24 protein-coding genes are annotated in these 25,378 nt (G+C 64.0%); 15 read left to right on the forward strand and 9 right to left on the reverse strand.

The annotated features are described in order from the left end of the window. Window positions 1-111 precede the first annotated feature (111 nt). From ACJA3S_RS09370 to greB, 4 genes are all read left to right on the forward strand, one after another. A complete protein-coding gene (locus tag ACJA3S_RS09370; RefSeq protein ID WP_406821602.1) occupies window positions 112-1,518 on the forward strand; it encodes a transglycosylase SLT domain-containing protein in 1,407 nt (468 codons plus the stop codon). Between the two features lie 111 nt (window positions 1,519-1,629). Then, the gene (locus ACJA3S_RS09375) at window positions 1,630-2,067 is read left to right on the forward strand and encodes a DoxX family protein (RefSeq protein ID WP_406821603.1); all 438 of its coding nucleotides are present in this window, start codon (window positions 1,630-1,632) and stop codon (window positions 2,065-2,067) included. A gap of 231 nt (window positions 2,068-2,298) precedes the next feature. After that, on the forward strand, window positions 2,299-2,607 hold the full coding sequence (locus ACJA3S_RS09380) for a hypothetical protein (protein WP_170029215.1): 309 nt from the start codon (window positions 2,299-2,301) through the stop codon (window positions 2,605-2,607). Window positions 2,608-2,618: 11 nt separating this feature from the next. After that, entirely contained in the window at window positions 2,619-3,092 is a 474-nt protein-coding gene (greB, locus tag ACJA3S_RS09385; RefSeq protein ID WP_289132577.1) for a transcription elongation factor GreB, read from the forward strand. A 113-nt stretch (window positions 3,093-3,205) separates the two neighbouring features. Here greB and ACJA3S_RS09390 read toward each other — a convergent pair whose 3' ends face one another. Together ACJA3S_RS09390 and ACJA3S_RS09395 are read right to left on the reverse strand one after the other, a co-directional pair. Continuing rightward, window positions 3,206-5,713 carry an ABC transporter permease gene (locus tag ACJA3S_RS09390; protein WP_406821604.1) on the reverse strand — a complete coding sequence of 836 codons (2,508 nt, stop codon included), beginning with the start codon at window positions 5,711-5,713 and terminating at the stop codon, window positions 3,206-3,208. Then, on the reverse strand, window positions 5,713-6,396 hold the full coding sequence (locus ACJA3S_RS09395; protein WP_170029218.1) for an ABC transporter ATP-binding protein: 684 nt from the start codon (window positions 6,394-6,396) through the stop codon (window positions 5,713-5,715). Before ACJA3S_RS09395 ends, ACJA3S_RS09390 begins: the two co-directional genes overlap by 1 nt. A gap of 10 nt (window positions 6,397-6,406) precedes the next feature. On the opposite strand from ACJA3S_RS09395, the gene ACJA3S_RS09400 reads away from it, so the two are divergent. From ACJA3S_RS09400 to ACJA3S_RS09410, 3 genes are all read left to right on the forward strand, one after another. After that, window positions 6,407-7,012 carry an arylesterase gene (locus ACJA3S_RS09400; protein WP_170029219.1) on the forward strand — a complete coding sequence of 202 codons (606 nt, stop codon included), beginning with the start codon at window positions 6,407-6,409 and terminating at the stop codon, window positions 7,010-7,012. Window positions 7,013-7,070: 58 nt separating this feature from the next. Beyond that, a complete protein-coding gene (locus ACJA3S_RS09405) occupies window positions 7,071-7,361 on the forward strand; it encodes a hypothetical protein (protein WP_170029220.1) in 291 nt (96 codons plus the stop codon). A 111-nt stretch (window positions 7,362-7,472) separates the two neighbouring features. Continuing rightward, window positions 7,473-8,450: a L,D-transpeptidase family protein gene (locus ACJA3S_RS09410; protein ID WP_170029221.1), complete on the forward strand. Its 978-nt coding sequence runs from the start codon at window positions 7,473-7,475 to the stop codon at window positions 8,448-8,450. 133 nt (window positions 8,451-8,583) lie between these two features. Here ACJA3S_RS09410 and oprI read toward each other — a convergent pair whose 3' ends face one another. Continuing rightward, entirely contained in the window at window positions 8,584-8,835 is a 252-nt protein-coding gene (gene oprI / locus ACJA3S_RS09415) for an outer membrane lipoprotei OprI (RefSeq protein WP_003259780.1), read from the reverse strand. Between the two features lie 508 nt (window positions 8,836-9,343). On the opposite strand from oprI, the gene ACJA3S_RS09420 reads away from it, so the two are divergent. Next, the gene (locus ACJA3S_RS09420) at window positions 9,344-9,625 is read left to right on the forward strand and encodes a GNAT family N-acetyltransferase (protein ID WP_025338432.1); all 282 of its coding nucleotides are present in this window, start codon (window positions 9,344-9,346) and stop codon (window positions 9,623-9,625) included. Between the two features lie 117 nt (window positions 9,626-9,742). On the opposite strand, the gene ACJA3S_RS09425 is transcribed toward ACJA3S_RS09420, so the two are convergent. Then, on the reverse strand, window positions 9,743-10,819 hold the full coding sequence (locus ACJA3S_RS09425; protein WP_013971901.1) for a 3-deoxy-7-phosphoheptulonate synthase: 1,077 nt from the start codon (window positions 10,817-10,819) through the stop codon (window positions 9,743-9,745). A gap of 230 nt (window positions 10,820-11,049) precedes the next feature. Between ACJA3S_RS09425 and ACJA3S_RS09430 the strand changes: the two genes are divergently transcribed. From ACJA3S_RS09430 to cysB, 3 genes are all read left to right on the forward strand, one after another. Then, the gene (locus tag ACJA3S_RS09430) at window positions 11,050-11,997 is read left to right on the forward strand and encodes a putative 2-dehydropantoate 2-reductase (RefSeq protein ID WP_406821605.1); all 948 of its coding nucleotides are present in this window, start codon (window positions 11,050-11,052) and stop codon (window positions 11,995-11,997) included. 103 nt (window positions 11,998-12,100) lie between these two features. Continuing rightward, window positions 12,101-12,598, forward strand: coding sequence for a universal stress protein (locus tag ACJA3S_RS09435; protein ID WP_170029224.1), 498 nt, complete (start codon window positions 12,101-12,103; stop codon window positions 12,596-12,598). A gap of 128 nt (window positions 12,599-12,726) precedes the next feature. Continuing rightward, on the forward strand, window positions 12,727-13,701 hold the full coding sequence (cysB, locus tag ACJA3S_RS09440; protein WP_170029225.1) for an HTH-type transcriptional regulator CysB: 975 nt from the start codon (window positions 12,727-12,729) through the stop codon (window positions 13,699-13,701). Window positions 13,702-13,815: 114 nt separating this feature from the next. Here the strand turns inward: cysB and ACJA3S_RS09445 are convergent, their stop codons facing one another. The 5 genes from ACJA3S_RS09445 to ACJA3S_RS09465 all read right to left on the reverse strand — a co-directional run bounded on the left by ACJA3S_RS09445 (window position 13,816) and on the right by ACJA3S_RS09465 (window position 19,258). Then, window positions 13,816-14,550, reverse strand: coding sequence for a phosphoadenylyl-sulfate reductase (locus ACJA3S_RS09445; RefSeq protein WP_189665487.1), 735 nt, complete (start codon window positions 14,548-14,550; stop codon window positions 13,816-13,818). 80 nt (window positions 14,551-14,630) lie between these two features. Beyond that, complete coding sequence (gene pabB, locus ACJA3S_RS09450) at window positions 14,631-15,974, reverse strand: aminodeoxychorismate synthase component I (protein WP_406821606.1); 1,344 nt, start codon at window positions 15,972-15,974, stop codon at window positions 14,631-14,633. 226 nt (window positions 15,975-16,200) lie between these two features. Next, complete coding sequence (locus ACJA3S_RS09455; RefSeq protein ID WP_170029227.1) at window positions 16,201-17,181, reverse strand: alpha-L-glutamate ligase-like protein; 981 nt, start codon at window positions 17,179-17,181, stop codon at window positions 16,201-16,203. Further along, the gene (locus ACJA3S_RS09460) at window positions 17,181-18,716 is read right to left on the reverse strand and encodes an inactive transglutaminase family protein (RefSeq protein WP_170029228.1); all 1,536 of its coding nucleotides are present in this window, start codon (window positions 18,714-18,716) and stop codon (window positions 17,181-17,183) included. The genes ACJA3S_RS09455 and ACJA3S_RS09460 overlap by 1 nt, the downstream gene beginning before the upstream one ends. A 5-nt stretch (window positions 18,717-18,721) precedes the next feature. Beyond that, a complete protein-coding gene (locus ACJA3S_RS09465) occupies window positions 18,722-19,258 on the reverse strand; it encodes an ATP-dependent zinc protease (RefSeq protein WP_170029229.1) in 537 nt (178 codons plus the stop codon). A 353-nt stretch (window positions 19,259-19,611) separates the two neighbouring features. Between ACJA3S_RS09465 and ACJA3S_RS09470 the strand changes: the two genes are divergently transcribed. The 4 genes from ACJA3S_RS09470 to acnD all read left to right on the forward strand — a co-directional run bounded on the left by ACJA3S_RS09470 (window position 19,612) and on the right by acnD (window position 25,273). Further along, on the forward strand, window positions 19,612-20,328 hold the full coding sequence (locus ACJA3S_RS09470) for a GntR family transcriptional regulator (RefSeq protein WP_406821607.1): 717 nt from the start codon (window positions 19,612-19,614) through the stop codon (window positions 20,326-20,328). Next, the gene (gene prpB / locus ACJA3S_RS09475; RefSeq protein WP_406821608.1) at window positions 20,325-21,215 is read left to right on the forward strand and encodes a methylisocitrate lyase; all 891 of its coding nucleotides are present in this window, start codon (window positions 20,325-20,327) and stop codon (window positions 21,213-21,215) included. The genes ACJA3S_RS09470 and prpB overlap by 4 nt, the downstream gene beginning before the upstream one ends. A gap of 179 nt (window positions 21,216-21,394) precedes the next feature. After that, on the forward strand, window positions 21,395-22,522 hold the full coding sequence (gene prpC, locus ACJA3S_RS09480; protein WP_186675845.1) for a 2-methylcitrate synthase: 1,128 nt from the start codon (window positions 21,395-21,397) through the stop codon (window positions 22,520-22,522). 162 nt (window positions 22,523-22,684) lie between these two features. Then, window positions 22,685-25,273 carry a Fe/S-dependent 2-methylisocitrate dehydratase AcnD gene (gene acnD / locus ACJA3S_RS09485; protein ID WP_406822226.1) on the forward strand — a complete coding sequence of 863 codons (2,589 nt, stop codon included), beginning with the start codon at window positions 22,685-22,687 and terminating at the stop codon, window positions 25,271-25,273. The last annotated feature ends 105 nt before the right edge of the window (window positions 25,274-25,378 follow it).

Raw genomic sequence — 25,378 nt, forward strand, 5'->3', positions numbered from 1 at the left:
TTTTTGCGAAAAAACCAAGAACTTCATGCTGTTGCCATGGTCTTTTGCCGTCATTTCTCTCTCTTGGCGGTGCAGCCCATGGGTGCCGCCCACCGACCACGGACGTGTTGCATGCCGCGAAGCTGGCTCATTCTACTGGTGACGTTCGGCCTGGCCCTGACGGGGCCAGCCCACGCGCGCCTGCCGGGGCCGCAGCAGACCACCCCGCCGGCCAAGGTCCGTGACTTGCAACAGATCCGCAGCAGCCAGGTGCTGCGGGTGCTGGTCAACCAGAGCCGCAACAGTTCCGGTGAGGTCAAGGGCGAACCGGTCGGCATCGAATACTATCGCCTGCGGGCCCTGGAGCATTATCTCAATGCCCGTGCCGCCGACGGCCAGGAGATCCAGCTGAAGTTGATCCCCCGGGCCAAGGAACAACTGCTGGGCGCCCTGGCGCGTGGCGAGGGCGACCTGGCGGTGCCGGGCGAACTGCTTGACCCCAGCGCGGTTCGCGGGGTCAGCAGCAGCGCGCCGGTGCTCGACCAGGTGCCATTGGTGCTGGTGGGGCGCAAGGGCGAACGCAGCTTCAGCCATGTCGAGCAACTGTCCGGGCGTACGGTGGCGTTGACCAGCGCCAGTGCCGCCGGCCCGCTGATCCAGCAGTTGAACCAACAGCTGGCACTGCGCAAACGTGCGCCGATCAAGGTGGAATGGGTCGATGCGACCTTGGCGGTGGAGGACGTGCTGGAGATGGTCCAGGCTGGCATCTATCACCTCACCGTGATCGAGCAGCCCATTGCCCGGCGTTGGGCCCGGGTGATGCCGCGCCTGCGCCTGGACAGCCGTGTACAGCTGGGCACGCCGCAAGCCATGCGCTGGTATGTCGGGCGCGATGCGCCACAGTTGCTGGCCACGGTCGACCGCTTCTTGCAAGGCTACCGCGCGCCGGACAACCAGGACGCCGCATTCGAGCGCATCTACCGGCGCCAGTACCGGGTGCACAACCCGCTGGCCAGCAAAGACCGCCAGCGCCTGAACGCGCTGCGGCCGGTGCTGCAGAAACACGCTGAGGCGCAGCAGATCGACTGGCTCAACCTGGCCGCGCTGGCTTTCAAGGAGTCGACGCTCAACCCGACGGCGCGTGGCACTGGCGGCGCCCATGGCTTGATGCAGATCACGCCTTCGGCAGCGCAGCGTGTGGGGGTGAGCAACACCGCCACGGTGGATGGCAATGTCCAGGCCAGCGCCCGTTACCTGGCGCTGATCCGGCGCAAGTTCTTTGCCAGCACCAGGATCAACGAGCGTGAGCGCATGGCGTTCGTGCTGGCGGCCTACAACCTCGGCCCGGAACGGGTCCAGGCCATGCGCGCCGAAGCGCGGCGGCGCGGGCTGAACGGCAACCAGTGGTTCTTCCAGACTGAACGCATTGCCATGGAGCAGGTGGGCATGGGGCCAGTCAATTTCGTCAATAGCGTCAACAAGTACTTTGTGGCCTTCAATCGGGAGCGTGCCGGCCTGGAGCCTGTGGCGAAGCGCTGACAAATCGATTTTGTCGATTGTTATGTTGGGTTTTTTGCGGTTTTCATATCAGTAGAACTGATTATGATGGCGCCCATCCAACACAACTTCCCTTTTCAAGGACGCTTCGACATGAACAACACCACCCTCAACGCTCTGTTTTCCACCCGTGCCGGTGCTGGCCTCAGCATCGTCCGCATCCTGGTCGGCATCATCTTCATGGCGCATGGTGCGCAGAAACTGTTTGGCCTGTTCGGTGGCTATGGCCTGGAGGGTACCGGCCAGTGGATGGAAAGCATTGGTCTGGCCCCGGGTTACCTGATGGCCTTGCTCTCCGGTAGTGCCGAGTTCTTCGGCGGCCTGGCCCTGGTGATTGGCCTGCTGGCCCGCCCGGCAGCGCTGGCGCTGAGCGTGACCCTGGTGGTGGCGATCTTCTCGGTGCACATCGGTAATGGCCTGTTCATGTCCAACAACGGCTATGAGTTTGCCCTGACATTGCTGGCCGGCACCGTCGCGGTGCTGATCGAAGGCGCTGGTCGCTTCTCGCTGGACCGCCTGATCGCCCGCTAACCGCAGCAGCAGCGCAAGCCGCAAGCAACAACAGGCCGGGGATCGGCCTGCTGTTGCTTGCGGCTTGCAACTTGCGGCTCGTCGCTCTAGCATACCGCCTGCGCCGATTTAAACAGCTACTTGCGGGGCGCGGGACAGCCCCTCCGGGTCATCCGAAATACCGCTAAAGCGCTGGTTCGGTGACGCCTCCCACCGCTGCCCAGCGGGATTCGCGAGGCGGAGAGAAGCTCCATGAGTTGCCCACGTACCAGTGTCTGTTTGAGCCCTTTGCCAGCCAGCCAGGCGTCCCGCACACCGCGCATCCTGCTCGGCGGCCAGCATCAACCCACCCTTTTACGTCACCTCGAAGGCCTGTCCCGGCGCAAGGGGCAAGCGCGCGCCTTCCTGATCCAGTTCGCCGACACCGGTTGCCACCTCGCGCAGTATGGCGATGACCGATTCGACCTGGCCGTCATCCAGGCCCCGGTGCCGGACGAAGCCGCCGAAGTCATCGGTCATCTCACCCGCATCGCGCGCCAAGGCCTGATTACCCGCCGCTGAGGAGTGCGCTGTTGAGTACCAACATCATCACCACGGAAGGCCATGAGGCGCTGAAGAAAGAGCTGGACCACCTGTGGCGGGTTTATCGCCCGGAGATTACCCAGAAGGTTGCCTGGGCCGCGTCGCTTGGCGACCGCAGCGAGAACGCCGACTACCAGTACAACAAGAAGCTGCTGCGCGAGATTGACCGTCGGGTGCGTTACCTGCGCAAGCGCCTTGAAGATGTGAAGGTGGTGGCTTACTCGCCGCAGCAGGAGGGCAAGGTGTTTTTTGGTGCCTGGGTGGAGATCGAGAACGACGAGGGCGAGGCCATGAAGTTTCGCATTGTCGGCTACGACGAAATCTACGGGCGCAACGACTACATCTCGATCGACTCACCCATGGCTCGTGCCTTGTTGAAGAAGCAAGAGGGCGACGAGGTGGTGGTGCAGACCCCTGCTGGTGAAGCCACCTGGTATGTCAACAGCATCAGCTACGGCCAGTGATTGGGCTGGCCTCCTGGAGGGAAAGCCCGCCCACGGGTACAGCCTGGTCATTGAGCAATGTGTGCGCTTTGCGGGAGCGGGTTTACCCGCAGAGGGGCCGCCCCAGGCAACCCTCAACTTTCCCGCAGGACCGCGAGCGGGCTGGCATTCAACGCCCGCCGCGTCCCCAGTACCCCGGCACCGCCGACCAGTAGCGCGCCCGCCAGGGGCAACGCCAGCAGCCACGGATGCGGGCTCCAGTGCAGATCGAACGCATAGCGGTACAGCACCAGCGTTATCAGTTCGCAGCCTATCGCCGCCAACAGCCCGCTGGCGGCCCCCAGCAAGCCGAACTCGATCCGCCGTGCCCTGACCAGCAATGGCCGTGCCGCGCCCAGTGCGCGCAGCAAGGCGCCCTGGCGGATGCGTTCGTCCAGGGTCGCCTGCAAGCCAGCGAACAACACCGCCAGCCCCGCCGCCAGGACGAACAGCAACACGTACTCCACCGCCAGGGTGACCTGGGCGAGGATGCTGCGCAACTGATCGAGCAGGGCGTCGACCTGCAGGATGGTCACTGCCGGAAACGCCCGTGACAACGCCACTACGTCAAGATCATGGCCCGGTGCCAGGTAGAAGCTGGTCAGGTAGGTGGTGGGCAGCCCTTGCAGCGTGCCGGGCTGGAAGATCATGTAGAAGTTCGGCTGGAAGCTGTCCCAATGCACGCTGCGCAGGCTGCTGACCCTGGCCTGGTGCTGCTGGCCGCCGATGTCGAAGGTCAGCAGGTCGCCCACGTGCAGCTTCAGGCTGCTGGCCAGTTCCGCTTCCACCGATACACCGGGGACTTCCTCGGCAGCGGGTAGGGCCTGCCACCAGCTGCCTGCAGTCAGTTCATTACCTTCCGGCAGGTTGGCGGCCCAGGTCAGGCTGAGGTCACGTTGCACGGCGCGCTCGCCGGCCGAATCCTTGCTCACCACCTGCTGCACCGGCTGCGCATTGATCTGTACCAGGCGACCCGGCGTCACCGGGTACAGTGGCGCCGAGGTCGCGTTGACCTGGTGCAGCTGGCGGGCGAAAGGTTCGCGGTCATCTGGCAGGATGTTCAGGGCGAAGTGGTTGGGCGCATCCTTGGGCAACTGCGCTTGCCAGGTGTCGAGCAGCTCGGCACGAAGCAGGGCGACCAGTGCCATGGCCAGCAGGATCAGGCCGAAAGCCAGGGCCTGGCCGGCGGCGGCCATGGGATGGCGCAATAATTGGCCCAAACCCAGGCGCCAGGTCAGCGGTGCCCCGGCCAGTAATTGACGCAAGCTGCGCAGGCCGAGCAACAGCAGGCTGCCAAGCAGCAGCGCGGCGACCAGGCCACCCCCGAGCAGCGCGAAGGTGAGCAGCAGGTCGAGGCTCAGGCGCCACATGATCAGGCCGAGGGCGAGCAGGGCGGTGCCATACACCAGCCAACTGCTGGTCGGTATTGGCAGCAGGTCGCTGCGCAGCACGCGCAGCGGCGGTACCTTGCCCAGTGCAGCGATGGGCGGCAGGGCGAAGCCTGCCAGGGCCACCAGCCCGGTAGCGATGCCGGCCAACGCCGGGACGATGCCGCCAGGGGGGACCACGCTTGGCAGCAAGCCATGCAGCAGACGGAACAGGCCGAGTTGGGCCAGCCAGCCGAACAGGGCGCCGACCACGGCGGCGACCAGGCCGAGCATGGCCAGCTGCAGGCAATACAGGCCCAGTGCCTGGCGTTGCGAGAGGCCCAGGCAGCGTAGCAGGGCGCTGGCGTCCAGGCGGCGTGCTGCGTAGCGGCTGGCCGACAGGGCGACGGCCACGCCGGCCAGCAGCACCGCCACCAGGCTGGCCATGTTCAGGTAACGCTCGGCTTTGCCCAGGGCACCGCCGATCTGCTGGTTGCCATCGCGGGTATCGCGCAAGCGCTGGTTGGCGGCCAGGTCTTTTTCCACGGCCTGGCGGTAACGCCCCAGTGCGTCAGGTGCGCCGCGCCACAGGTCACGGTAGGTCACCCGGCTGCCCGGCTGAATCACCCCGGTGGCTTGCAGGTCGGCGAGGTTCATCATCACCCGCGGGGTCAGGCTGTAGAAGTTATTGGCGCGGTCCGGCTCGTAGGTCAGCACACGGCTGATGCGCAGGGTTTTCATGCCGACATCGATGCTGGCGCCTACCGGCAGCCCCAACGCCGCCAGCAGGCGCGGTTCGACCCATGCCTCGCCCGGCGCCGGCCCGCCGCCAGGGGTTTCCGTCGCATAGGGTTGTGCGGCGCTGCGCACTTGCCCGCGCAACGGGTAGGCAGCGTCGGCGGCCTTGACGCTGGACAACTGAATGCCGTTGTCGCCACCCACCACGCTGGTGAACTCGACCACCTGGGCATGCTGCAAGCCAAGCGCCTGGCCGGCGGCAAGCTGTTGTTCGCGGGCCGGGGAACTGCCCTGCAGCACCAGGTCGGCGCCAAGGAATTCACTGGCGCGCAGTTGCATGGCGCCGTTGAGGCGCGCGCCAAAATAGCCGATGGCGGTGCTGGCCGCGACGGCCACCAGCAGGGCGAAGAACAGCACGCGCACTTCACTGGCACGAATGTCGCGCAGCAACTGGCGCAGGGCCAGGCCGCACAGGCGGGACAGCGGCATGTGGGTCATCAGGCCTCCACCGGCGCCACCAGGCGGCCCGCGTCCAGGCGGATCTGGCGGCGGCAGCGCCGGGCCAGGCGTTCGTCATGGGTGACCAGCACCAAGGTGGTACCGCGCTCTTTGTTCAGCTCGAACAGCAGGTCGCTGATACGCTCGCCGGTATGGCTGTCGAGGTTGCCGGTTGGCTCGTCGGCGAACAGCACCGCCGGGTGGGCGGCAAAGGCACGGGCAATGGCCACCCGTTGTTGTTCGCCGCCCGAAAGCTGGCGCGGGGTGTGGCTGAGGCGCTTGCCCAGGCCGACCCGTTCGAGCAGCGTGCGGGCTTGTTCGCGGGCATCACGGCGGCCGTCCAGCTCCAGCGGCAGCATGACGTTTTCCAGGGCGTTGAGGCTGTCGAGCAGCTGGAACGACTGGAACACGAACCCCACATGTTCGGCGCGCACTCGCGCGCGCTGGTCTTCATCCAGCGGCCCCAGGTCGTGGCCGGCGAGGATGACCTTGCCGGCGCTGGGCTGGTCGAGCCCGGCGAGCAGGCCGAGCAGGGTCGACTTGCCCGAACCCGAGGCGCCGACGATGGCCAGGCTGTCGCCCTGGGCCAGGTCGAGGGACAGCGCCTGCAGGATGGTCAGGTCACCTTCCGCGCTGGGGACCACTTTGCTAAGGTTCTGCGCAACGAGAATGCTGGGGCCCATGGAGAATCCGATGCGAGTGTGGTGGTTGAGTGCCGGTCTGGCCCTGTATTGCCTGGCCCAGAGCGCGGCGGCGGGAACGTTGCTGGTTGTCGGCGATAGTATCAGCGCCGGTTTCGGCCTGGATACCCGCCAGGGCTGGGTCTCCTTGTTGCAGACCCGCCTCAGGGACGAAGGTTTCGATGACCAGGTGGTCAACGCCTCGATCAGTGGCGACACCAGTGCAGGTGGCCAGGCGCGGCTGCCGGCGCTGCTTGCAGCGCACAAGCCGAGCCTGGTGGTGCTGGAGCTTGGCGGCAATGATGGCCTGCGCGGGCAGCCGACCGCGCAATTGCAACAAAATCTTGCCTCGATGATCGAAAGCGCACGCCAGGCCGGGGCCAAGGTGGTGTTGCTGGGCATGCGCCTGCCACCCAATTACGGCGTGCGCTATACCACGGCCTTCGCCCAGGTGTATGAACAGCTGGCGGCGGAAAAACAGGTCCCGTTGGTGCCGTTTTTCCTCGAAGGGGTGGGCGGCGTGCCGGGCTTGATGCAGGCCGATGGTATCCACCCGGCCCAGGCCGCCCAGCAGCGCCTGCTGGAAAATGCCTGGCCGGCGATAAAACCCTTGCTGTGATGCTTTAAACGGCGCCGGCTTTCGGCTAATGTTGCGCCCCCCGTTTCGAGTGCCCCCGATGCCACGCCCTGCTTGGTCCTTGTATGCCTACCAACTGATCGAGCCCGATGAGCAGCTCGACCTGTTCGCCTGCCAGGAAATCCGCGTCCATCTGGTAGCCCGCCAGCTGGAACTGGGCGTGCCGGTCGACCGTACCCTGTGCGGTGGCCTGCTGCCGGCGCAACCGCGTTGGTCGGGGGTGCCGCGCTCGATCTACCGCGACGGCCGCCTGTGCGACCTGTGCCGCGCCATCCTGGATGCCCAGCGGCGCGGCATGCGCCCGGTGTGGCCGGAGCTGCAGAGCAGCTGAGCGTGGCGCCTTTCATCATCTGAAACGCTTGCTTGCTGCCTACGCCTCCCGCTTGCACCAGCACAGGTGTACAATCGATTCTCTTGACCCATCTTTCGAAGGATTTACCGGATGTTGCCGCGCTTTCCTGCCGTCACCCGTAGCCTGTCCCTGGCCGCCCTGCTGGTAGCGGGCCCTGCTGCTGCGCTGGAGCTGCCACTGCCACCGCCCGGTGAAGACATCGTCGGCCAGGTGCATGTGATCAAGGCGAAGTACGAGGACACGTTCGCCGACATAGGTACCGCCAACGACCTCGGCTACCTGGAAATGATCGCTGCCAACCCGGGCGTGGACCCGTGGTTGCCGGGCGCCGGCACCGAAATCATCCTGCCGACCCGCTACATCCTGCCGCCTGGCCCGCGCGAGGGCATCGTCATCAACCTCGCCGAGTACCGCATGTACTACTTCCCGAAAGGGCAGAACGTGGTGCATACCTTCCCGCTGGGCATCGGTCGCGAGGGCTGGGGTTCGCCGATCGCCAACACCAAGATCACCGCCAAGACGCCGAACCCGACCTGGACACCACCAGCGTCGATCCGCGCCGAGCACGCCGCTGACGGCGACATCCTGCCGAGCGTGGTACCGGCTGGCCCGGACAACCCGCTGGGGCCGTTCAAGTTCACCCTGGGCGTGCCGGGTTACCTGATTCATGGTTCGAACAAGAAGTTCGGCATCGGCATGCGTACCAGCCATGGTTGCTTCCGCATGCTCAACAACAATGTGCTGGAACTGTCGAAGATGGTGCCGGTGGGTACACCGGTACGCATCATCAATGAGCCTTACAAGTTCGGTATCAGTGGCGGCAAGGTCTATCTGGAGGCGCACACGCCGCTGGACGACCAGGGTAATCCGTCGGTGGTCGACAAACACACTGCGGTGATCAATGCCTTGCTCAAGCGTGAAGACTTGGCCAACAACCTGCGCATGAACTGGGATATGGTGCGCGACGTGGTGGCTGCCGAAGATGGCATGCCGGTGGAAATTGCCGTGCCCACCCAGGGCCAGGCTGGCGCGCCGATGGTCTCGAGCATTCCCGCCGAACTGCAATAGGGTAAATTGCGACACACCCGGGCCTGCCTTAGTGCAGGCCTTTTCGTTTCCGCCTGGTACGTTTGCCTGGTGCGCAGGCAATAAAAAAGCCGACCCACAAGTGGGTCGGCTCCATAACAATCCGTGAGGATTATTACTTGCGGCTGGCTTTGTCCAGCATACGCAGAGCGCGCTCGTTGGCTTCGTCAGCGGTCTGCTGAGCCTTCTGAGCGGCTGCCAGTGCGTCGTCAGCCTTACGGTAGGCTTCGTCAGCACGAGCTTGAGCGCGAGCTGCTGCGTCTTCAGTCGCAGTCAGACGAGCTTCGGTTTCTTTGGATACGCTGCTGCAACCGGTAGCCAGAACTGCGGCCAGAGCCAGAGCAGAGAATTTCAGAACGTTGTTCATCGTGTTCCCCTTCAAGGACTTTCTATTAAATAGCCATCTCTCGGAAAAGAGAAACTGGCCGGCGTACATAGTACCCATTACTTGTAGTAAGTAAACTGACTAAGCGCAAGAACTGCAAAAAAAATGTTGCTTGACGCCGCCCTGACAAGAATCGCGGCAGGTACTGAGTAAAAAACGCGCAGGCCGCGCAAGCGTTTGTACTGCGGTAACTTTTTTGCTGAACTAACGGTGACTTTAACTGTCCTTCAGCGTCTTAAGCCCTAGTACATCCGGTGGCTTGCCGGCATGCGGCCAAGAGTCGCTTCGGCTGAAATTTCGCCATTTTTAACCGCCACCACCTTGAGCAATCCCGCTCGCGGCGCCTACTATCTTGTGAGCGCCAGAGGATCCGAACGATTGCAATCGTCCAGTGGTCGAAGGGGCAACAGGTGGCGTAGAGCATTCTGTGCCGGATAAACCACCATCGGTTAAGGTATGGGTCTGCCGAGAAGACCTGCGAGGAGTAGTGATGAGCGAAGCGCTGACCATCCACCATGACCAGGCCGGTCATCAGTTCGAGACCAACGTGGACGGTCATCGTGCCTATCTGACGTACATGGATCTGGGCAAGCAGACGCTGGACATCTATCGCACCTTCGTGCCCAACGCCCTGCGCGGTCGCGGCATTGCAGCCGCGCTCACCGAACGGGCCCTGGAATATGCCGAGCAGATGGGCTACACGGTGATTCCGTCCTGCTCGTATGTGGAACGCTACATGGAGCGCCAGCAGCGGCATTCCAGCAAGGTCTGAACCGGTAGAAAAGGGCGGGGCCGCTTCCGCCCCATTGCCGGCAGGCCGGCTCCCACATTTCAAGCTGTGGGAGCCGGCTTGCCGGCAATGGGGCGGAAGCGGCCCCGCCTTTGTGTATCAGCCGCGCTTACGCTGCGGCAGCACATCCTTCAGCTTGGCGCGCATGCTGCGCAGGGTCTTCTCGGTCGCCGACCAGTCGATGCAGGCATCGGTGATCGATACACCATACTGCAGCTCGTCCAGGTTCTTCGGAATCGACTGGCAACCCCAGTTCAGGTGGCTCTCGACCATCAGGCCGATGATCGACTGGTTGCCTTCGAGGATCTGGTTGGCAACGTTTTCCATCACCAGCGGTTGCAGGGCCGGGTCCTTGTTGGAGTTGGCGTGGCTGCAGTCGACCATGATGTTGGCCTTGATCTTGGCCTTGGCCAGGTCCTGCTCACACAGGGCCACGCTGACCGAGTCGTAGTTCGGCTTGCCGTTGCCGCCGCGCAGCACCACGTGACCGTACGGGTTGCCCTTGGTGGTGACGATCGACACGCCGCCTTCCTGGTTGATGCCAAGGAAGCGGTGTGGCTTGGACACCGACTGCAAGGCATTGATGGCAACGGTCAGGCCGCCATCGGTGCCGTTCTTGAAGCCGACCGCCGAAGACAGGCCCGAGGCCATCTCGCGGTGGGTCTGCGATTCGGTGGTGCGGGCACCGATCGCAGACCAGCTGATCAGGTCCTGCAGGTACTGCGGGGAGATCGGGTCGAGCGCTTCGGTGGCGGTCGGCAGGCCCATTTCGGCCAGGTCCAGCAGCAGCTTGCGGCCGATGTGCAGGCCATCCTGGATCTTGAACGAGTCATCCAGGTAGGGGTCGTTGATCAGGCCTTTCCAGCCGACGGTGGTGCGCGGTTTTTCGAAGTACACGCGCATCACCAGGTACAGGGTGTCGGACACTTCCTCGGCCAGTACCTTGAGGCGTTCGGCGTACTCGTGGGCCGCCTTGATGTCGTGGATGGAGCAAGGGCCGACCACGACGAACAGGCGATGGTCCTTGCCGTCGAGAATATTGCGCACCACTTCACGGCCGGCAGTCACGGTCTGCAGGGCCTTGGCGCTGAGGGGGATTTCCTTCTTCAGCTGATCGGGGGTGATCAGCGTCTCGTTGGAGGCAACGTTCAAGTCATCGATCGGTAAATCAGCCATCGTGTTACTCGTCAGGTCACGGTGCCGGCCGCCAACTATCCCCGTGCGGCCCAGCAGCAAGAATAATCGCAGCGGGGAGCCGAACCTTAGCGCGTTACAGGTGGCGCGACAATGGGCTGGGCCCCGTCCGTGTGGGGTTTTTCCGAGATGGCGGGTGTTTGCCGCAAACAGGCTGCCCAGCGCTGCGCAACCTGTGTAAAAAGAAGCCTGACTTTTATCGGGAGATCGGCATGCATTCGTATACCCCACGTATCGGCATTATCGGCAGTGGCGCCATCGGTGGCTTCTATGGGTTGATGCTGGCCCGGGCCGGCTGCGATGTGCATTTTCTGTTGCGCAGCGAGTACGAGGTTGTGCGTGAGCGCGGGTTGACCGTGGACAGTGACGTGCACGGCACCCTGCAGGTGAATGTGCAGGCCTATGCCAGTGCCGCCGACATGCCACCTTGCGACTGGCTGCTGGTAGCGGCCAAGGCCACCAGCAATGACCAGCTGGCGCCGCTGATCGTGCAGGCGGCAGCCCCTGGCGCCAAGGTGGTGCTGCTGCAGAACGGGCTCGGCGTGGAGGCGCAGCTGCGTCCGGCCTTGCGCGCTGACATGCACTTGCTGGGTGGCCTGTGTTTCATCTGCGTCAACCGCCAGGCGCCCGGGGTGATCCGTCACCAGGCGCTTGGCGCGGTCAACCTTGGCTATCACAGTGGCCCGGTCAGTGATGGCGGTGCCGCGCTGGTCGAGGAAGGCGCGGCGCTGTTCCGCGCTGCGGGCATCGATTCGCAGGCCATGCCCGACCTGGCCCAGGCGCGCTGGCAGAAGCTGGTCTGGAACGTGCCGTATAACGGCCTGTCGGTGTTGCTTGCTGCCAGCACTGCGGCGTTGATGAGCGACAGCCACAGCCGTGCCCTGATCCAGGCGTTGATGGGCGAGGTGGTGCAGGGGGCGGCGGCGTGTGGCCATGAGTTGCCCGCAGGCTATGCCGAGCACCTGTTCCAGGTGACCGAGCGTATGCCCGATTACTGGCCCAGCATGTACCACGACCACGTGCACAAGCGCCGGCTGGAGTTGCAGGCCATCTATGCCGAGCCATTGGCCCAGGCCCGTGCCGCAGGCTGCCGCTTGCCGCGCATGGAAATGCTGTACCAGGCGCTGGCCTTCATCGACCGCAGCGGGCAGCCCGGCTAAGGCGCTGCGGGCCGGGCTGGCAGTGCGCCGGACGGCAAGGCATGCCTGCAGGGCGCTGCTAAGCTGAAGCTTGCTCTGCCGTAGCGGCAGTCGAGGAGGTCGAATGATCCGCGCCATGCTGTACGCCACTGACCTCGGTGTCTACGCCCCTTTTGTCATGCAGCACGCACTGGCGCTGGCGCGTACCTTTGGTGCCGAGTTGTATGTGATCCATGCGGTGGAACCGATGGGGCAGTTCGCCGAATCTCTGCTGCAAAGCTACCTCGATGAGCAGACGCTCGACCAGCTGCACAGCCAGGGGGTGAACACGGTAATGGCCAACATCGAGCAGCGTGTGCTGGAGAATTTTCGCGACGAGCTGGGCGAAGAGGCCGACCTGGCGCTGATCAAGGCGGTGCGGGTACGCCAGGGCGACCCGGCGCAGGTGATCCTCGACCAGGCGCAGCGGCTGAGTGTCGACCTGCTGATTTTTGGTAGCCACAGTGCCGGTGCGGGCGTGGACGTGCCCTTGGGGCGTACGGCGGTGCGGCTGCTGCAACTGTCGCCGGTGCCGGTGTACATGGTGCCATTGGCGCAGCATTTGGGGCGTAGGAAAGCATGAAGGTGGCCGTAGGCCATTTCCCGGGGTATGTAACAAAATAGTTCTAGATTTATTTCCAGAACCACTAATATAGTTATATATCGACGCTGCCTGCTGCCGCGGACTCATTGCTGAACCGAGGGGAACCTATGAAGCTTCAACAATTGCGCTACATCTGGGAAGTGGCGCACCATGACCTCAACGTCTCCGCGACGGCGCAGAGCCTGTATACCTCCCAGCCAGGTATCAGCAAGCAGATCCGCCTGCTCGAGGATGAGCTGGGTGTTGAAGTCTTTGCCCGCAGCGGCAAGCACCTGACCCGTGTCACCCCGGCCGGTGAGCGCATCATCAATACCGCCGGCGAGATCCTGCGCAAGGTCGAAAGCATCAAGCAGATAGCCCAGGAATTCTCCAACGAGAAGAAGGGCACGCTGTCCATCGCCACCACCCATACCCAGGCGCGTTATGCCTTGCCGCCGGTGATCAGCAGCTTCATCAAGCAGTACCCGGAAGTGTCCCTGCACATGCACCAGGGTTCGCCCATGCAGATTGCCGAGATGGCTGCCGACGGCACGGTTGACTTCGCCATCGCCACCGAGGCGCTGGAGCTGTTCGGCGACCTGATCATGATGCCGTGCTACAAATGGAACCGTTGCGTGGTGGTGCCGCAAGGTCACCCGCTGGCGAAGCTGCCCAAGCTCACCCTGGAAGCCGTCGCCGAATACCCGATCGTCACCTATGTGTTCGGTTTCACCGGGCGTTCGAAGCTGGACGAGGCTTTCAACCACCGTGGCCTGACGCCGAAAGTGGTGTTCACTGCGGCGGACGCCGACGTTATCAAAACTTATGTGCGCCTGGGGCTGGGCGTGGGTATCGTCGCCGGCATGGCGGTGGACGCCAAGCTGGACAGTGACCTGGTGGCGCTCGATGCCAGCGAGCTGTTCGAAGCCAGCGTCACCAAGATCGGCTTCCGTCGAGGCACCTTCCTGCGTGGCTTCATGTGCGACTTCATCGAGAAGTTCGCCCCGCACCTGACACGGGAAGTGATGGCCAAGGCTATCCAGTGCCATAACAAGCAGGAGCTGGAAGAGCTGTTCGAAGGTGTCGAACTGCCGGTGCACTGATTCGAGGCTGTCGGGGCCGCTTCGCGCCACATCGCGACACGAGGCCGCTCCTACAGGGGTATAACCTGTAGGCGGCCTTGTGTGGTGATGGGGCGCGAAGCGGCCCCGGTTATTTCACGCCTTGGTAATCAGGTTGCCTGCGTGCAACCCGCATTCCTTCTGGGTCGACTCCTCCCACCACCAGCGCCCCTCGCGCTCATGCTGGTTTGGCAATACCGGCCGGGTGCAGGGTTCGCAGCCGATGCTGATGAAGCCGCGCTCATGCAGGCTGTTGTAAGGCAGTTCAAGCATGCGGATATAACCCCACACCTCTTCGCTGGTCATCTGCGCCAGCGGGTTGAACTTGTACAAGGTGCGCTCGGGGGTGGAGAAGGCGCTGTCGATTTCCAGTGCCGCTACCTGGCTGCGGGTGCCCGGGCTCTGATCGCGCCGCTGGCCGGTGGCCCAGGCGCTCACGGTCGCCAGCTTGCGCCGCAGCGGCTCGATCTTGCGGATGCCACAGCACTCGCCATGGCCGTCCTTGTAGAAGCTGAACAGGCCCTTTTCCTTGACGAACGGGTCGAGCTTGGCGCGGTCGGGGCTGAGGATTTCGATCGGCAGGTTGTACTGCTCGCGCACCTGGTCGATGAACCGGTAGGTCTCCGGATGCAGGCGACCGGTGTCGAGGCTGAATACCTTGACCTGCTTGTTCAACTTCCAGGCCATGTCGACCAGCACCACGTCCTCGGCGCCGCTGAAGGAAATCCACAGGTCATCGCCGAAGTGCTCGAAGGCGAGCTTGAGGATGTCCTGCGGGGACTTGTTGGCGTAGGTCGCGGCCAGGGCGGCGACGTCGAAGGGTTGGCTCATCAGGCGGTTTCCATCTTGGCTGTGGCGCTGTGCGCTCGTAGTAGGCTGATGGTAACAAAAAATGGCGGGATAGACGCCGGTCACAAGCCGTGCAGCGTCTCCATCAACACCCGCACCTTGGCAATCGATTCTTCATATTCTGCCTGCCACTCGGAATCGGCCACCACGGCGCCACCGCCCCAGCAGCAGACCTGGCCACGCTTGACCAGCAGGCTGCGAATGGCGATCGAGCTGTCCATCTCGCCGCGCACGTCCAGGTAAAGCAGTGACCCGCAGTACAGCGTGCGGCGCGTCGGCTCCAGCTCGTCGATGATCTGCATGGCGCGGATCTTCGGGGCGCCGGTGATCGAGCCACCGGGGAAGCTGTCGCCGATCAGGTCCAGGGCGTCCTTGTTGCGGGCCAGCCGACCGATGACGCTGCTGACCAGATGATGCACGTTGGGGTAGCTCTCCAGGCTGAACAGTTCCGGCACTTTCACCGAGCCGATTTCGCAGGTGCGCCCCAGGTCATTGCGCAGCAGGTCGACGATCATCAGGTTTTCCGAGCGGTCCTTGGCGCTGTGCCGCAGCTGCTCGGCATTGTGCGCATCTTCGACGGGGTTGCTGGCGCGCGGGCGGGTGCCCTTGATCGGTCGGGTTTCCACCTGGCGCTGGCTGACGCGGATGAAGCGCTCCGGCGAAAAACTCAGCAAGGCGCTGCCGTCGGCCAGCTGCTGGTAGCCGGAGAACGGCGTCGGGCAGGCTTTGCGCAGGGCCTGGTAGGCATACCACGGGTCGCCCTGGCAGGGCGCGCGGAAGCGCTGGGTGAGGTTGATCTGGTAGCAGTCACCCGCCTGGATGTAGCGCTGCACCTGGTCGAAAGCCGCCTTGTACTGTGCGGGCTGAAGGTCGCCGGCCATCGGTGCCAGCAGCTCGAAGCGGCCGGCTGTACTGTTCTCGACCCCTTCGAACAGGCTGATCAGGCGTTCGCGTTCCTGGCTGGCCAGGCTCGGATGAAAGACCAGCTGGCTGGTCGCGCACCGGTGGTCGCTGACCAACGCCCAGGCATACAAGCCCAGTTGCGCATCTGGCAGGCCGAGGTCGTCAACGGCCAGGCTGGGCAGCTGTTCCAGGCGCCGACCAAAGTCATAGCTGAGGTAGCCGATCAGGCCGCCAGCGAACGGCAGCTCGCTACCGTCGGGCAGTTGGGCATGGCCCAGTTGCGCCAGGCCCGCGCGCAAGCGCTGGAGGAAGGCGCGGCCATCCTCGCCAGGTTGCGCCTGCAGCTGTTGCACCGGCCAGGCGCTGAGCAGGTCGAAGCGGCCGCGCTCGGCGCCGGGGCGGGCACTGTCGAGCAGGATCGCACCGGGGGCCTGGCGCAGGCGGGCGAAATAGGCGGCAGGATCAGGCTGGTAGGGCAGGGGATGGAGCGTACAGGTCGGCATCAGTGTGGACGGCGATGTAAAAGCGAGGAGGGCGATTGTAGTCCTGTGTAGGAAATGCGCCTAGCTTTGTGGCGACATTCAAACACCAGGTTTCGCCCTTGGGGCCGCTTTGCGGCCCTATCGCGACACAAGGCCGCTCCACAAGGGAGCGCGCCAGCTGCATGGGGCGATATCTCCTGTAAAGCGGCCTTATGTCGCGATGGGCTGCGCAGCAGCCCCGACGAGTTCAGCGCGGGTGCACGTGGCCGAACAGCCCTTGCGACACCCGCACCCGCTGTTCGGCATCCTCGGTAATGCCATCCTTGGCCAGCGCTTCCAGGTGGGCCTCGATGGCGTGGGTGCGCTGGGTCAGCCCGCAGTCGTTGGCAATCTGGATGTTCAGGCCCGGGCGGGCGTTGAGTTCCAGAATCAGCGGCCCCTTGTCCTGGTCCAGAACCATGTCGACACCGATGTAGCCCAGGCCACACAGCTCGTAGCAGCCGGCGGCCAGCTTCATGAAGCCGTCCCAGTTCGGCAGCTGCACGCCGTCGACCGCGTTGGTGGTGTCCGGGTGCTTGCTGATGATGTTGTTCAGCCAGGTGCCGCGCAGGGTCACGCCGGTAGCCAGGTCGACCCCCACGCCGATGGCGCCCTGGTGCAGGTTGGCCTTGCCCCCGGACTGGCGGGTCGGCAGGCGCAGCATGGCCATTACCGGGTAGCCCATCAGCACGATGATGCGGATGTCCGGTACACCTTCGTAGCTGATGCTCTTGAAGATCTGGTCGGGGGTTACCCGGTATTCGATCAGCGCGCGGTCACGGTGGCCACCCAGCGAGTACAGGCCGGTGAGGATGCTGGAAATCTGGTGCTCGATTTCCTCATGGCTGATGATCTTGCCCGACACCGTGCGGTAGCGGTCCTCGAAGCGGTCGGCGATCACCAGGATGCCGTCACCGCCGGCGCCCTGCGCCGGCTTGATGACGAAATCGCTGCGCCCGCCAATGATCTGGTCGAGCTTGTCGATTTCCTTTTCGGTTTCGATGATGCCGTACATCTCCGGCACATGGATGCCGGCCGCCAGGGCACGCTCCTTGGTGATGATCTTGTCGTCGACGATCGGGTACAGGTGGCGCTTGTTGTACTTCAACACGTAGTCCGCGTTGCGCCGGTTGATACCCATGATGCCCCGGGCCTCCAGGGCTTTCCACGTCTTGATCAGGCCAAACATCAGGCGTCAGCCTTCTTCAGGAATGCCTTGAAGCGCACGAGCTCGGTCAGGCGGTAGCCGCGGTAGCGACCCATTGCCAACATGAAGCCCACCAGGATCAGCAGTACGGCCGGGAAGGTGAACACGAAGTACACCAGCTCCGGCACCATCATCAGCAGGTGCGCCAGGGACGCGGCGAACAGGGTGCCAATGGCCACTTTCATGGCATGGCCACCGCCACGCTCTTCCCAGGTGATGGACAGGCGTTCGATGGTCATGGTCAGGATCACCATCGGGAACAGCGCCACCGACAACCCGCGCTCCAGGCCCAGCTTGTGGCTGAACAGGCTGATGGCGGCAATCAGCACCACGACGAAGGTCAGCACCACCGACAGGCGTGGCAGCATCTGCAGCTTGAGGTGCTCAAGGTACGAGCGTAGCGACAGGCCCAGGGCAGTGATCACCGTGAACAGCACGATGCCAAAGCCCAGCTGGGTTTCGCGGAAGGCCAGGGCGATCAGTACCGGGGTGAAGGTACCCAGGGTCTGCAGGCCGACCAGGTTGCGCAGCACCAGGATCACCAGCACGCCGATCGGGATCATCACCATGATCATGAAGGTTTGCTGGGTTTGCAGCGGCAGGCCGTACAGCGAGTACTCGAGGAAGTCGGCGTCGGTATTTTCGTCGGTCAGCTTGGCCAGGCGGATGGCGTTCATCTCGCTGTTGTTCATGCTGAAGGTGACGTTGGCCTTCTTGCCGCCATCGACGGTGATCAGGTTGTCGTCACCGGTCCACCACAGCAGGCGGTCGCTGGGCAGGCCCTGTTCGCCGGTGTCCGGGTTGAAGTACAGCCAGTCGGTACCGTTGAAGCTGCGCAGCCACAGTTCCGGGGTTTGCGGCGTGTCGGCCACCAGGCGGATGGTATGCACTTTCTCCATCGGGACGTGGGCGATCGACAGCAACAGGTCGATCACCTGGGCCTTCTTCATGGCCGTGGTGTCGCCGGCCAGCAGCAGCTTGACGTTGTCGTCGTTGAGGTTGTTGACCCGCTTGATGGTCTCGCTGACGAAGGTCTCGACATCGGCCGAGTGCTGGCGGATCGGCGCCATCAGGGCCTCGGCGGCGATCTTCTCGGGGCCCTCGACGGCCAGGCTGTCACGGAAGGTAGGGCCTTTGACCGTGGCCTTTTCCTTGCTGTAGCGCTTGGTCAGCACCAGGCGGTAGTAGAGGGTCTGGTTGCCGCTGGCGCGGCGTGCCGACCAGGTGACCTTGCGGTTGCCGTCGGCACGGTTGACGCTCACCCCGTAGTTGTTGGAGATGAAGCTCTCGTTGAGGCTGACGTAGTCGCGGTTCAGCGGTGGCACGAACATCTGCACCTTGACCGGGTCCTTGGTGCTGGCCACGAACTCGACCTTGGCGTCGATGTTCCACAGGTCGTCGGTTTCATCCTCGGTGACCGGGATGCCGAGTACGAAGATCTGATAAGCGGTGACCGCCACGCCCAACAGCACCAGCACGGTGATCAGGACTTTCAGATGGAGGGTAAGAGAGCGCATCGGGATTACTCTGCTTTGGGAGCGTCGGTGGCACAGGCAGGTTTGCCGGCCGCGTATTTAAGGCTTGGGTCGACCAGCGCGTCGAAGTGCTTGAGCGCCTCGGAGCCGATCAGCAGCGGGAACTGGAACGCGCTGCGGTCGGTGAGGTTGACTTCGATGGTGCGCACGGCCTGGCCCATGCAGATTTCTAGTTCGATGACCGGGCGGGCCGTGTAGGCCTTGCCCGATTCGGCATCATAGTCACCGGCCCGGCGCTTGATCTTGCTTACGCGCGCCAGCGGGCGTTCGATGGGATGCGAATGCGCGGCGTCGATGGCCAGGTAGAAACGCACCCAGCTTTCGCCGTTGCGCTTGAAACGCTTGATATCGCGGGCACTGAGCGAGGCGGTCTTGGCACCAGTGTCGAGCTTGGCCGCCACTTCCAGGTCCAGGTCGCCCAGGCGTGCGTATTCGTTGAGACCGTAGACGGTCTTGCCTGCGGCCTGGCCAAGGGCCGGCAGCAGGGTGAGGCAGAGCAGCAATAGAACGGGTGTAGGTCTCATATTCCTGGCGCGGTGCAGTGCAAGGTTCGGGGCTTTCTTCGGAGCTCTGTCGAGCGCGATCTTCAGAGCAATCTTCAAGCCGTGTTCAGAGCAAGGCGACTGGCAACGACTGCGCAAGCTTCCTCGTTCATCTGTCAACAACATGAAACGGATGACAGGCGGGCTATCCATACTCCAACGGAGGCGCGGCATTCTATCACGCCGACGTCTTGACGCCAGCGGTGCGCGATCTGACAGCGGTGCGGCGCTGTTAGTTCGTTCTTAGACGATTGTCGACAATATTCATTTTGTCTTTGACTGCCGCGCTGGGATTCGCTAGTTTCTGGTCAAGAGATTTACAAGGTGTCGACAATATGCACGACCTCTCCACCCCCAGCCCGGTGCTGACAGACGAAACGGAAACCTTGTCCGAAAACGTCTTCCGGCGCATCCAGGCGGCCATCGTCAAGGGTGAGATCGCCCCCGGCAGCAAGATTTCCGAGCCGGAACTGGCGCGCACCTATGGCATCAGCCGCGGGCCGCTGCGCGAGGCCATCCACCGCCTCGAAGGGCAGCGCCTGCTGGTGCGGGTGCCGCATGTGGGGGCGCGGGTGGTGTCGCTCAACCACGCCGAACTGATCGAACTGTATGAAATTCGCGAGTCGCTGGAAGGCATGGCCTGCCGCCTGGCCGCCGAGCGCATGAGCCAGGCCGACATCGACGAGCTGCGCCGGGTCCTCGATACCCACGAGCGCGATGCCGCGTTCCAGGCTGGGCTGGGCTACTACCAGCAGGAAGGCGACTACGATTTCCACTACCGGATCATCCAGGGCAGTGGCAACCAGACGCTGGTCAAGATGCTGTGCGGCGAGCTGTACCAGCTGGTGCGCATGTACCGCATCCAGTTTTCGGCCACGCCGAACCGGCCACGCCAGGCCTTTGCCGAACACCACCGTATTCTCGACGCCATCGCCGACCGTGACGGCGAGCTGGCCGAACTCCTGATGCGCCGCCACATCGGTGCGTCCAAGCGCAATATCGAGCGTCACTATCTGGACGCCCAGAACAACAGCCCACGAGGTGAGAAATGACTGTGAAGAGCACCCCCGGTCAGCGTTTCCGCGACGCCGTTGCCGCTGAACATCCGTTGCAGGTGGTAGGCACCATCAACGCCAACCATGCGCTGCTGGCCAAGCGCGCCGGCTTCAAGGCCATCTACCTCTCGGGTGGTGGCGTGGCCGCCGGCTCGCTGGGCCTGCCGGACCTGGGTATCAGCAACCTCGACGACGTGCTCACCGACGTGCGCCGCATCACCGATGTGTGCGACCTGCCGCTGCTGGTGGATGTCGACACCGGCTTCGGTGCCTCGGCCTTCAACGTCGCCCGTACCGTGCGTTCGATGAGCAAGTTCGGCGCGGCTGCCATCCATATCGAAGACCAGGTAGGCGCCAAGCGTTGCGGCCACCGCCCCAACAAGGAAATTGTCAGCCAGCAGGAAATGGTCGACCGCATCAAGGCCGCAGTCGATGCCCGTAGTGATGACAGCTTCGTGATCATGGCGCGTACCGATGCCCTGGCCGTCGAGGGCCTGAACGCTGCGCTGGACCGCGCCGCCGCCTGCGTCGAGGCCGGCGCCGACATGATCTTCCCGGAAGCCATCACCGAGCTGCAGATGTACAAGACCTTCGCCGACCGGGTGAAGGCACCGATCCTGGCCAACATCACCGAGTTCGGCGCCACGCCGCTGTACACCACCGAAGAGCTGGCCTCGGTCGACGTGTCGCTGGTGCTGTACCCGCTGTCGGCCTTCCGCGCCATGAACAAGGCCGCCGAGAATGTCTATACCGCGCTGCGCCGTGACGGCACGCAGAAGAACGTGATCGACACCATGCAGACCCGCATGGAGCTCTACGATGCCATTGGCTACCACGCCTTCGAGCAGAGCCTGGATGCGTTGTTTGCCCAGAAGAAGGGCTGAAGGTCAAGGATTTGCGTTGGAGCGGCTGGCCTCTTCGCGGGTGAACCCGCTCCCACAAGTACGGCGTGATGCTCGATGCCTGTGGAGCCCTGTGGGAGCGGGTTTACCCGCGAAGGGGCCGGCACAGCCTTCAACGATTAGCCAGATTTCCAAAACAAGTTCAAGAAAGGAGAAACACCATGGCCGAAGCAAAAGTACTCAGTGGCGCAGGCCTGCGCGGCCAGGTGGCCGGCCAGACCGCATTGTCCACCGTGGGCCAGGCCGGGGCCGGGCTGACCTACCGAGGTTACGACGTGCGTGACCTGGCCGCCGGTGCCGAATTCGAAGAAGTCGCCTACCTGCTGCTGTACGGCGAGCTGCCGAGCAAGGCCGAACTGGCCGACTACAAGCGCAAGCTCAAGGGTTTGCGTGACCTGCCGCAGGCGCTGAAGGAAGTGCTCGAGCGCATCCCGCGCGACGCCCACCCGATGGACGTGATGCGCACCGGTTGCTCGGTGCTCGGTACCCTGGAGCCGGAGCTGACCTTCGAAGCCCAGCGCGAGAAGACCGACCGCCTGCTGGCGCTGTTCCCGGCGGTGATGTGCTACTGGTACCGCTTCACCCACCACGGCGTGCGCATCGACTGCACCAGCGACGAAGACACCCTCGGCGGGCATTTCCTGCACCTGCTGCACGGCAAGAAACCCAGCGACCTGCACGTCAAGGTGATGAACGTTTCGCTGATCCTTTACGCCGAGCACGAATTCAACGCTTCCACCTTCACCGCCCGCGTGTGTGCCTCGACCTTGTCCGACCTGTATTCCTGCATCACCGCTGCCATCGGCTCGCTGCGCGGCCCGCTGCACGGTGGCGCCAACGAGGCGGCGATGGAGCTGATCGAGCGTTTCCAGAGCCCGCAGGAAGCCACTGCCGAGCTGCTGCGCATGCTTGAGCGCAAGGACAAGATCATGGGCTTTGGCCATGCCATCTACAAAGAGTCCGACCCGCGCAACGAGGTGATCAAGGGCTGGTCGAAACAGCTGGCCGACGAAGTGGGCGACAAGGTCCTGTACCCGGTTTCCGAAGCCATCGACAAGACCATGTGGGAGCAGAAGCGCCTGTTCCCCAATGCCGACTTCTACCATGCCTCGGCGTATCACTTCATGGGTATTCCGACCAAGCTGTTCACCCCGATCTTCGTCTGCTCGCGCCTCACCGGCTGGGCGGCGCACGTCTTCGAGCAGCGCGCCAACAACCGCATCATCCGCCCGAGCGCCGAGTATGTCGGTGTCGAGCAGCGCCAGTTCGTGCCGATCGAGCAGCGCTGATTAGATAGAGAGAGGCAACCCGTTCCCCTTGTGGGAGCGGGCTTGCCCGCGAATGCGTCCGTACTGGCAACCGTATTGCACCTGCTGACGCATTTGCGGGCACGCCCGCTCCCACGGGGGCGGTGAAACCTTCCGAACCCTGTGACCGAGCCTGATTCCATGATGAATACTGCATTCCGCAAGCACCTGCCAGGCACCGACCTGGACTATTTCGATGCCCGCGCGGCGGTCGAGGCGATCAAGCCCGGCGCCTACGATGGGCTGCCTTACACTTCTCGCGTGCTCGCCGAAAACCTGGTGCGCCGCTGCGACCCGGCCACCCTCGACGCCTCGCTGGGCCAGCTGGTCGAGCGCAAGCGCGATCTCGACTTCCCATGGTTCCCGGCGCGGGTGGTGTGCCACGATATCCTCGGCCAGACCGCGCTGGTCGACCTCGCCGGCCTGCGTGACGCCATTGCCGACAAGGGTGGCGACCCGGCCCAGGTCAACCCGGTGGTGCCGGTGCAGCTGATCGTCGACCACTCGCTGGCCGTCGAATGCGGTGGCTTCGACCCGCAGGCGTTCGAAAAGAACCGGGCCATCGAAGACCGCCGTAACGAAGACCGCTTCCACTTCATCAACTGGACCAAGAAGGCCTTCAAGAACGTCGACGTGATCCAGCCGGGCAACGGCATCATGCACCAGATCAACCTGGAGAAGATGTCGCCGGTCATCCACAACGACCGTGGCGTGGCCTACCCGGACACCTGCGTCGGCACCGACAGCCATACCCCGCACGTCGACGCCCTGGGCGTGATCGCCATCGGCGTGGGTGGCCTGGAAGCGGAAAACGTGATGCTTGGCCGCGCCTCGTGGATGCGCCTGCCGGAAATCATCGGCGTCGAGCTGACCGGCAAGCTGGCGCCGAACATCACCGCCACCGACCTGGTGCTGGCCCTCACCGAATTCCTGCGCAAGCAGAAGGTCGTCGGCGCCTACCTGGAGTTCCACGGCGAAGGCGCTCGCGCCCTGACCCTGGGCGACCGTGCCACCATTTCCAACATGGCCCCGGAGTACGGCGCCACTGCCGCGATGTTCGCCATCGACCAGCAGACCATCGACTACCTGCGCCTGACCGGCCGCGAAGAGCAACAGGTCAAGCTGGTGGAAACCTATGCCAAGGCCACCGGGCTGTGGGCCGACAGCCTGGGCGGCGCGGTGTACGAGCGCACCCTGAGCTTCGACCTGGCCAGCGTGGTGCGTAACATGGCTGGCCCGTCCAACCCGCATGCCCGGGTCGCCACCAGCGACCTGGCGGCCAAGGGTATCGCCGGCAAGTGGGAAGAAGTGCCCGGGCAGATGCCGGACGGCGCAGTCATCATCGCGGCCATTACCAGCTGCACCAACACCAGCAACCCGCGCAACGTGATTGCCGCAGGCCTGCTGGCGCGCAACGCCAACAAGCTGGGCCTGGCCCGCAAGCCATGGGTCAAGTCGTCGCTGGCACCGGGCTCCAAGGCTGTGCAGCTGTACCTGGAGGAGGCGGGGCTGGAAAAGGAACTGGAGCAGCTCGGCTTTGGTATCGTCGCCTTCGCCTGCACCACCTGCAACGGTATGTCCGGCGCGCTGGACCCGGCGATCCAGCAGGAAATCATCGACCGTGACCTGTACGCCACCGCCGTGCTGTCGGGCAACCGCAACTTCGACGGGCGGATCCACCCCTATGCCAAGCAGGCGTTCCTTGCCTCGCCACCGCTGGTGGTGGCCTACGCCATCGCCGGTACCATCCGCTTCGACATCGAGAAGGATGTGCTGGGCGTGGTCGATGGCAAGGAAATCCGTCTCAAGGATATCTGGCCCAGCGACGAGGAGATCGACGCCGTTGTCCGTGCGGCGGTCAAGCCGGAGCAGTTCCGCAAGGTGTACATCCCGATGTTCGCCATCGAGGAAGACCGTGGGCCGAAGGTGGCGCCGCTGTACGACTGGCGTCCGATGAGCACCTACATCCGCCGCCCGCCCTATTGGGAAGGGGCGCTGGCCGGCGAACGTACCCTGCGCGGCATGCGCCCGCTGGCGCTGCTGCCGGACAACATCACCACCGACCACCTGTCGCCGTCCAACGCCATCATGCTCGACAGCGCCGCCGGTGAGTACCTGGCCAGGATGGGCCTGCCGGAAGAGGACTTCAACTCCTACGCCACCCACCGTGGCGACCACCTGACAGCCCAGCGTGCCACCTTCGCCAACCCCAAGCTGTTCAACGAAATGGTGCGTAACGAAGACGGCAGCGTGAAGCAGGGTTCGCTGGCGCGGATCGAGCCGGAAGGCAAGGTGACCCGCATGTGGGAGGCGATCGAGACCTACATGCAGCGCAAGCAGCCGCTGATCATCGTTGCCGGCGCCGACTACGGCCAGGGCTCGTCGCGTGACTGGGCGGCCAAGGGGGTGCGCCTGGCCGGGGTCGAGGCGATCGTCGCCGAAGGCTTCGAGCGCATCCACCGCACCAACCTGGTGGGCATGGGCGTACTGCCGCTGGAGTTCAAGCCGGGTACCGACCGCAAGACCCTGGGCCTGGACGGCAGCGAGACCTACGACGTACTGGGTGCGCGTACACCACGGGCGACCCTGACCCTGGTGGTGACCCGGGCCAACGGCGAGCGCCTGGAGGTGCCGGTGACCTGCCGCCTGGACACCGCCGAGGAAGTGTCGATCTACGAGGCCGGTGGGGTGCTGCAGCGCTTTGCCCAGGACTTCCTCGAAGCGACCGTGTAATAGCAGGGGGCCGCTTGGCGGCCCATCGCGACACAAGGCCGCTCCTACAAGCGTCACGCGGTCCCTGTAGGAGCGGCCTTGTGTCGCGATGGGCTGCAAGGCAGC

It is taken from the genome of Pseudomonas sp. KnCO4 (assembly GCF_045344305.1).
In the GTDB taxonomy this organism is placed as follows: domain Bacteria; phylum Pseudomonadota; class Gammaproteobacteria; order Pseudomonadales; family Pseudomonadaceae; genus Aquipseudomonas; species Aquipseudomonas anuradhapurensis.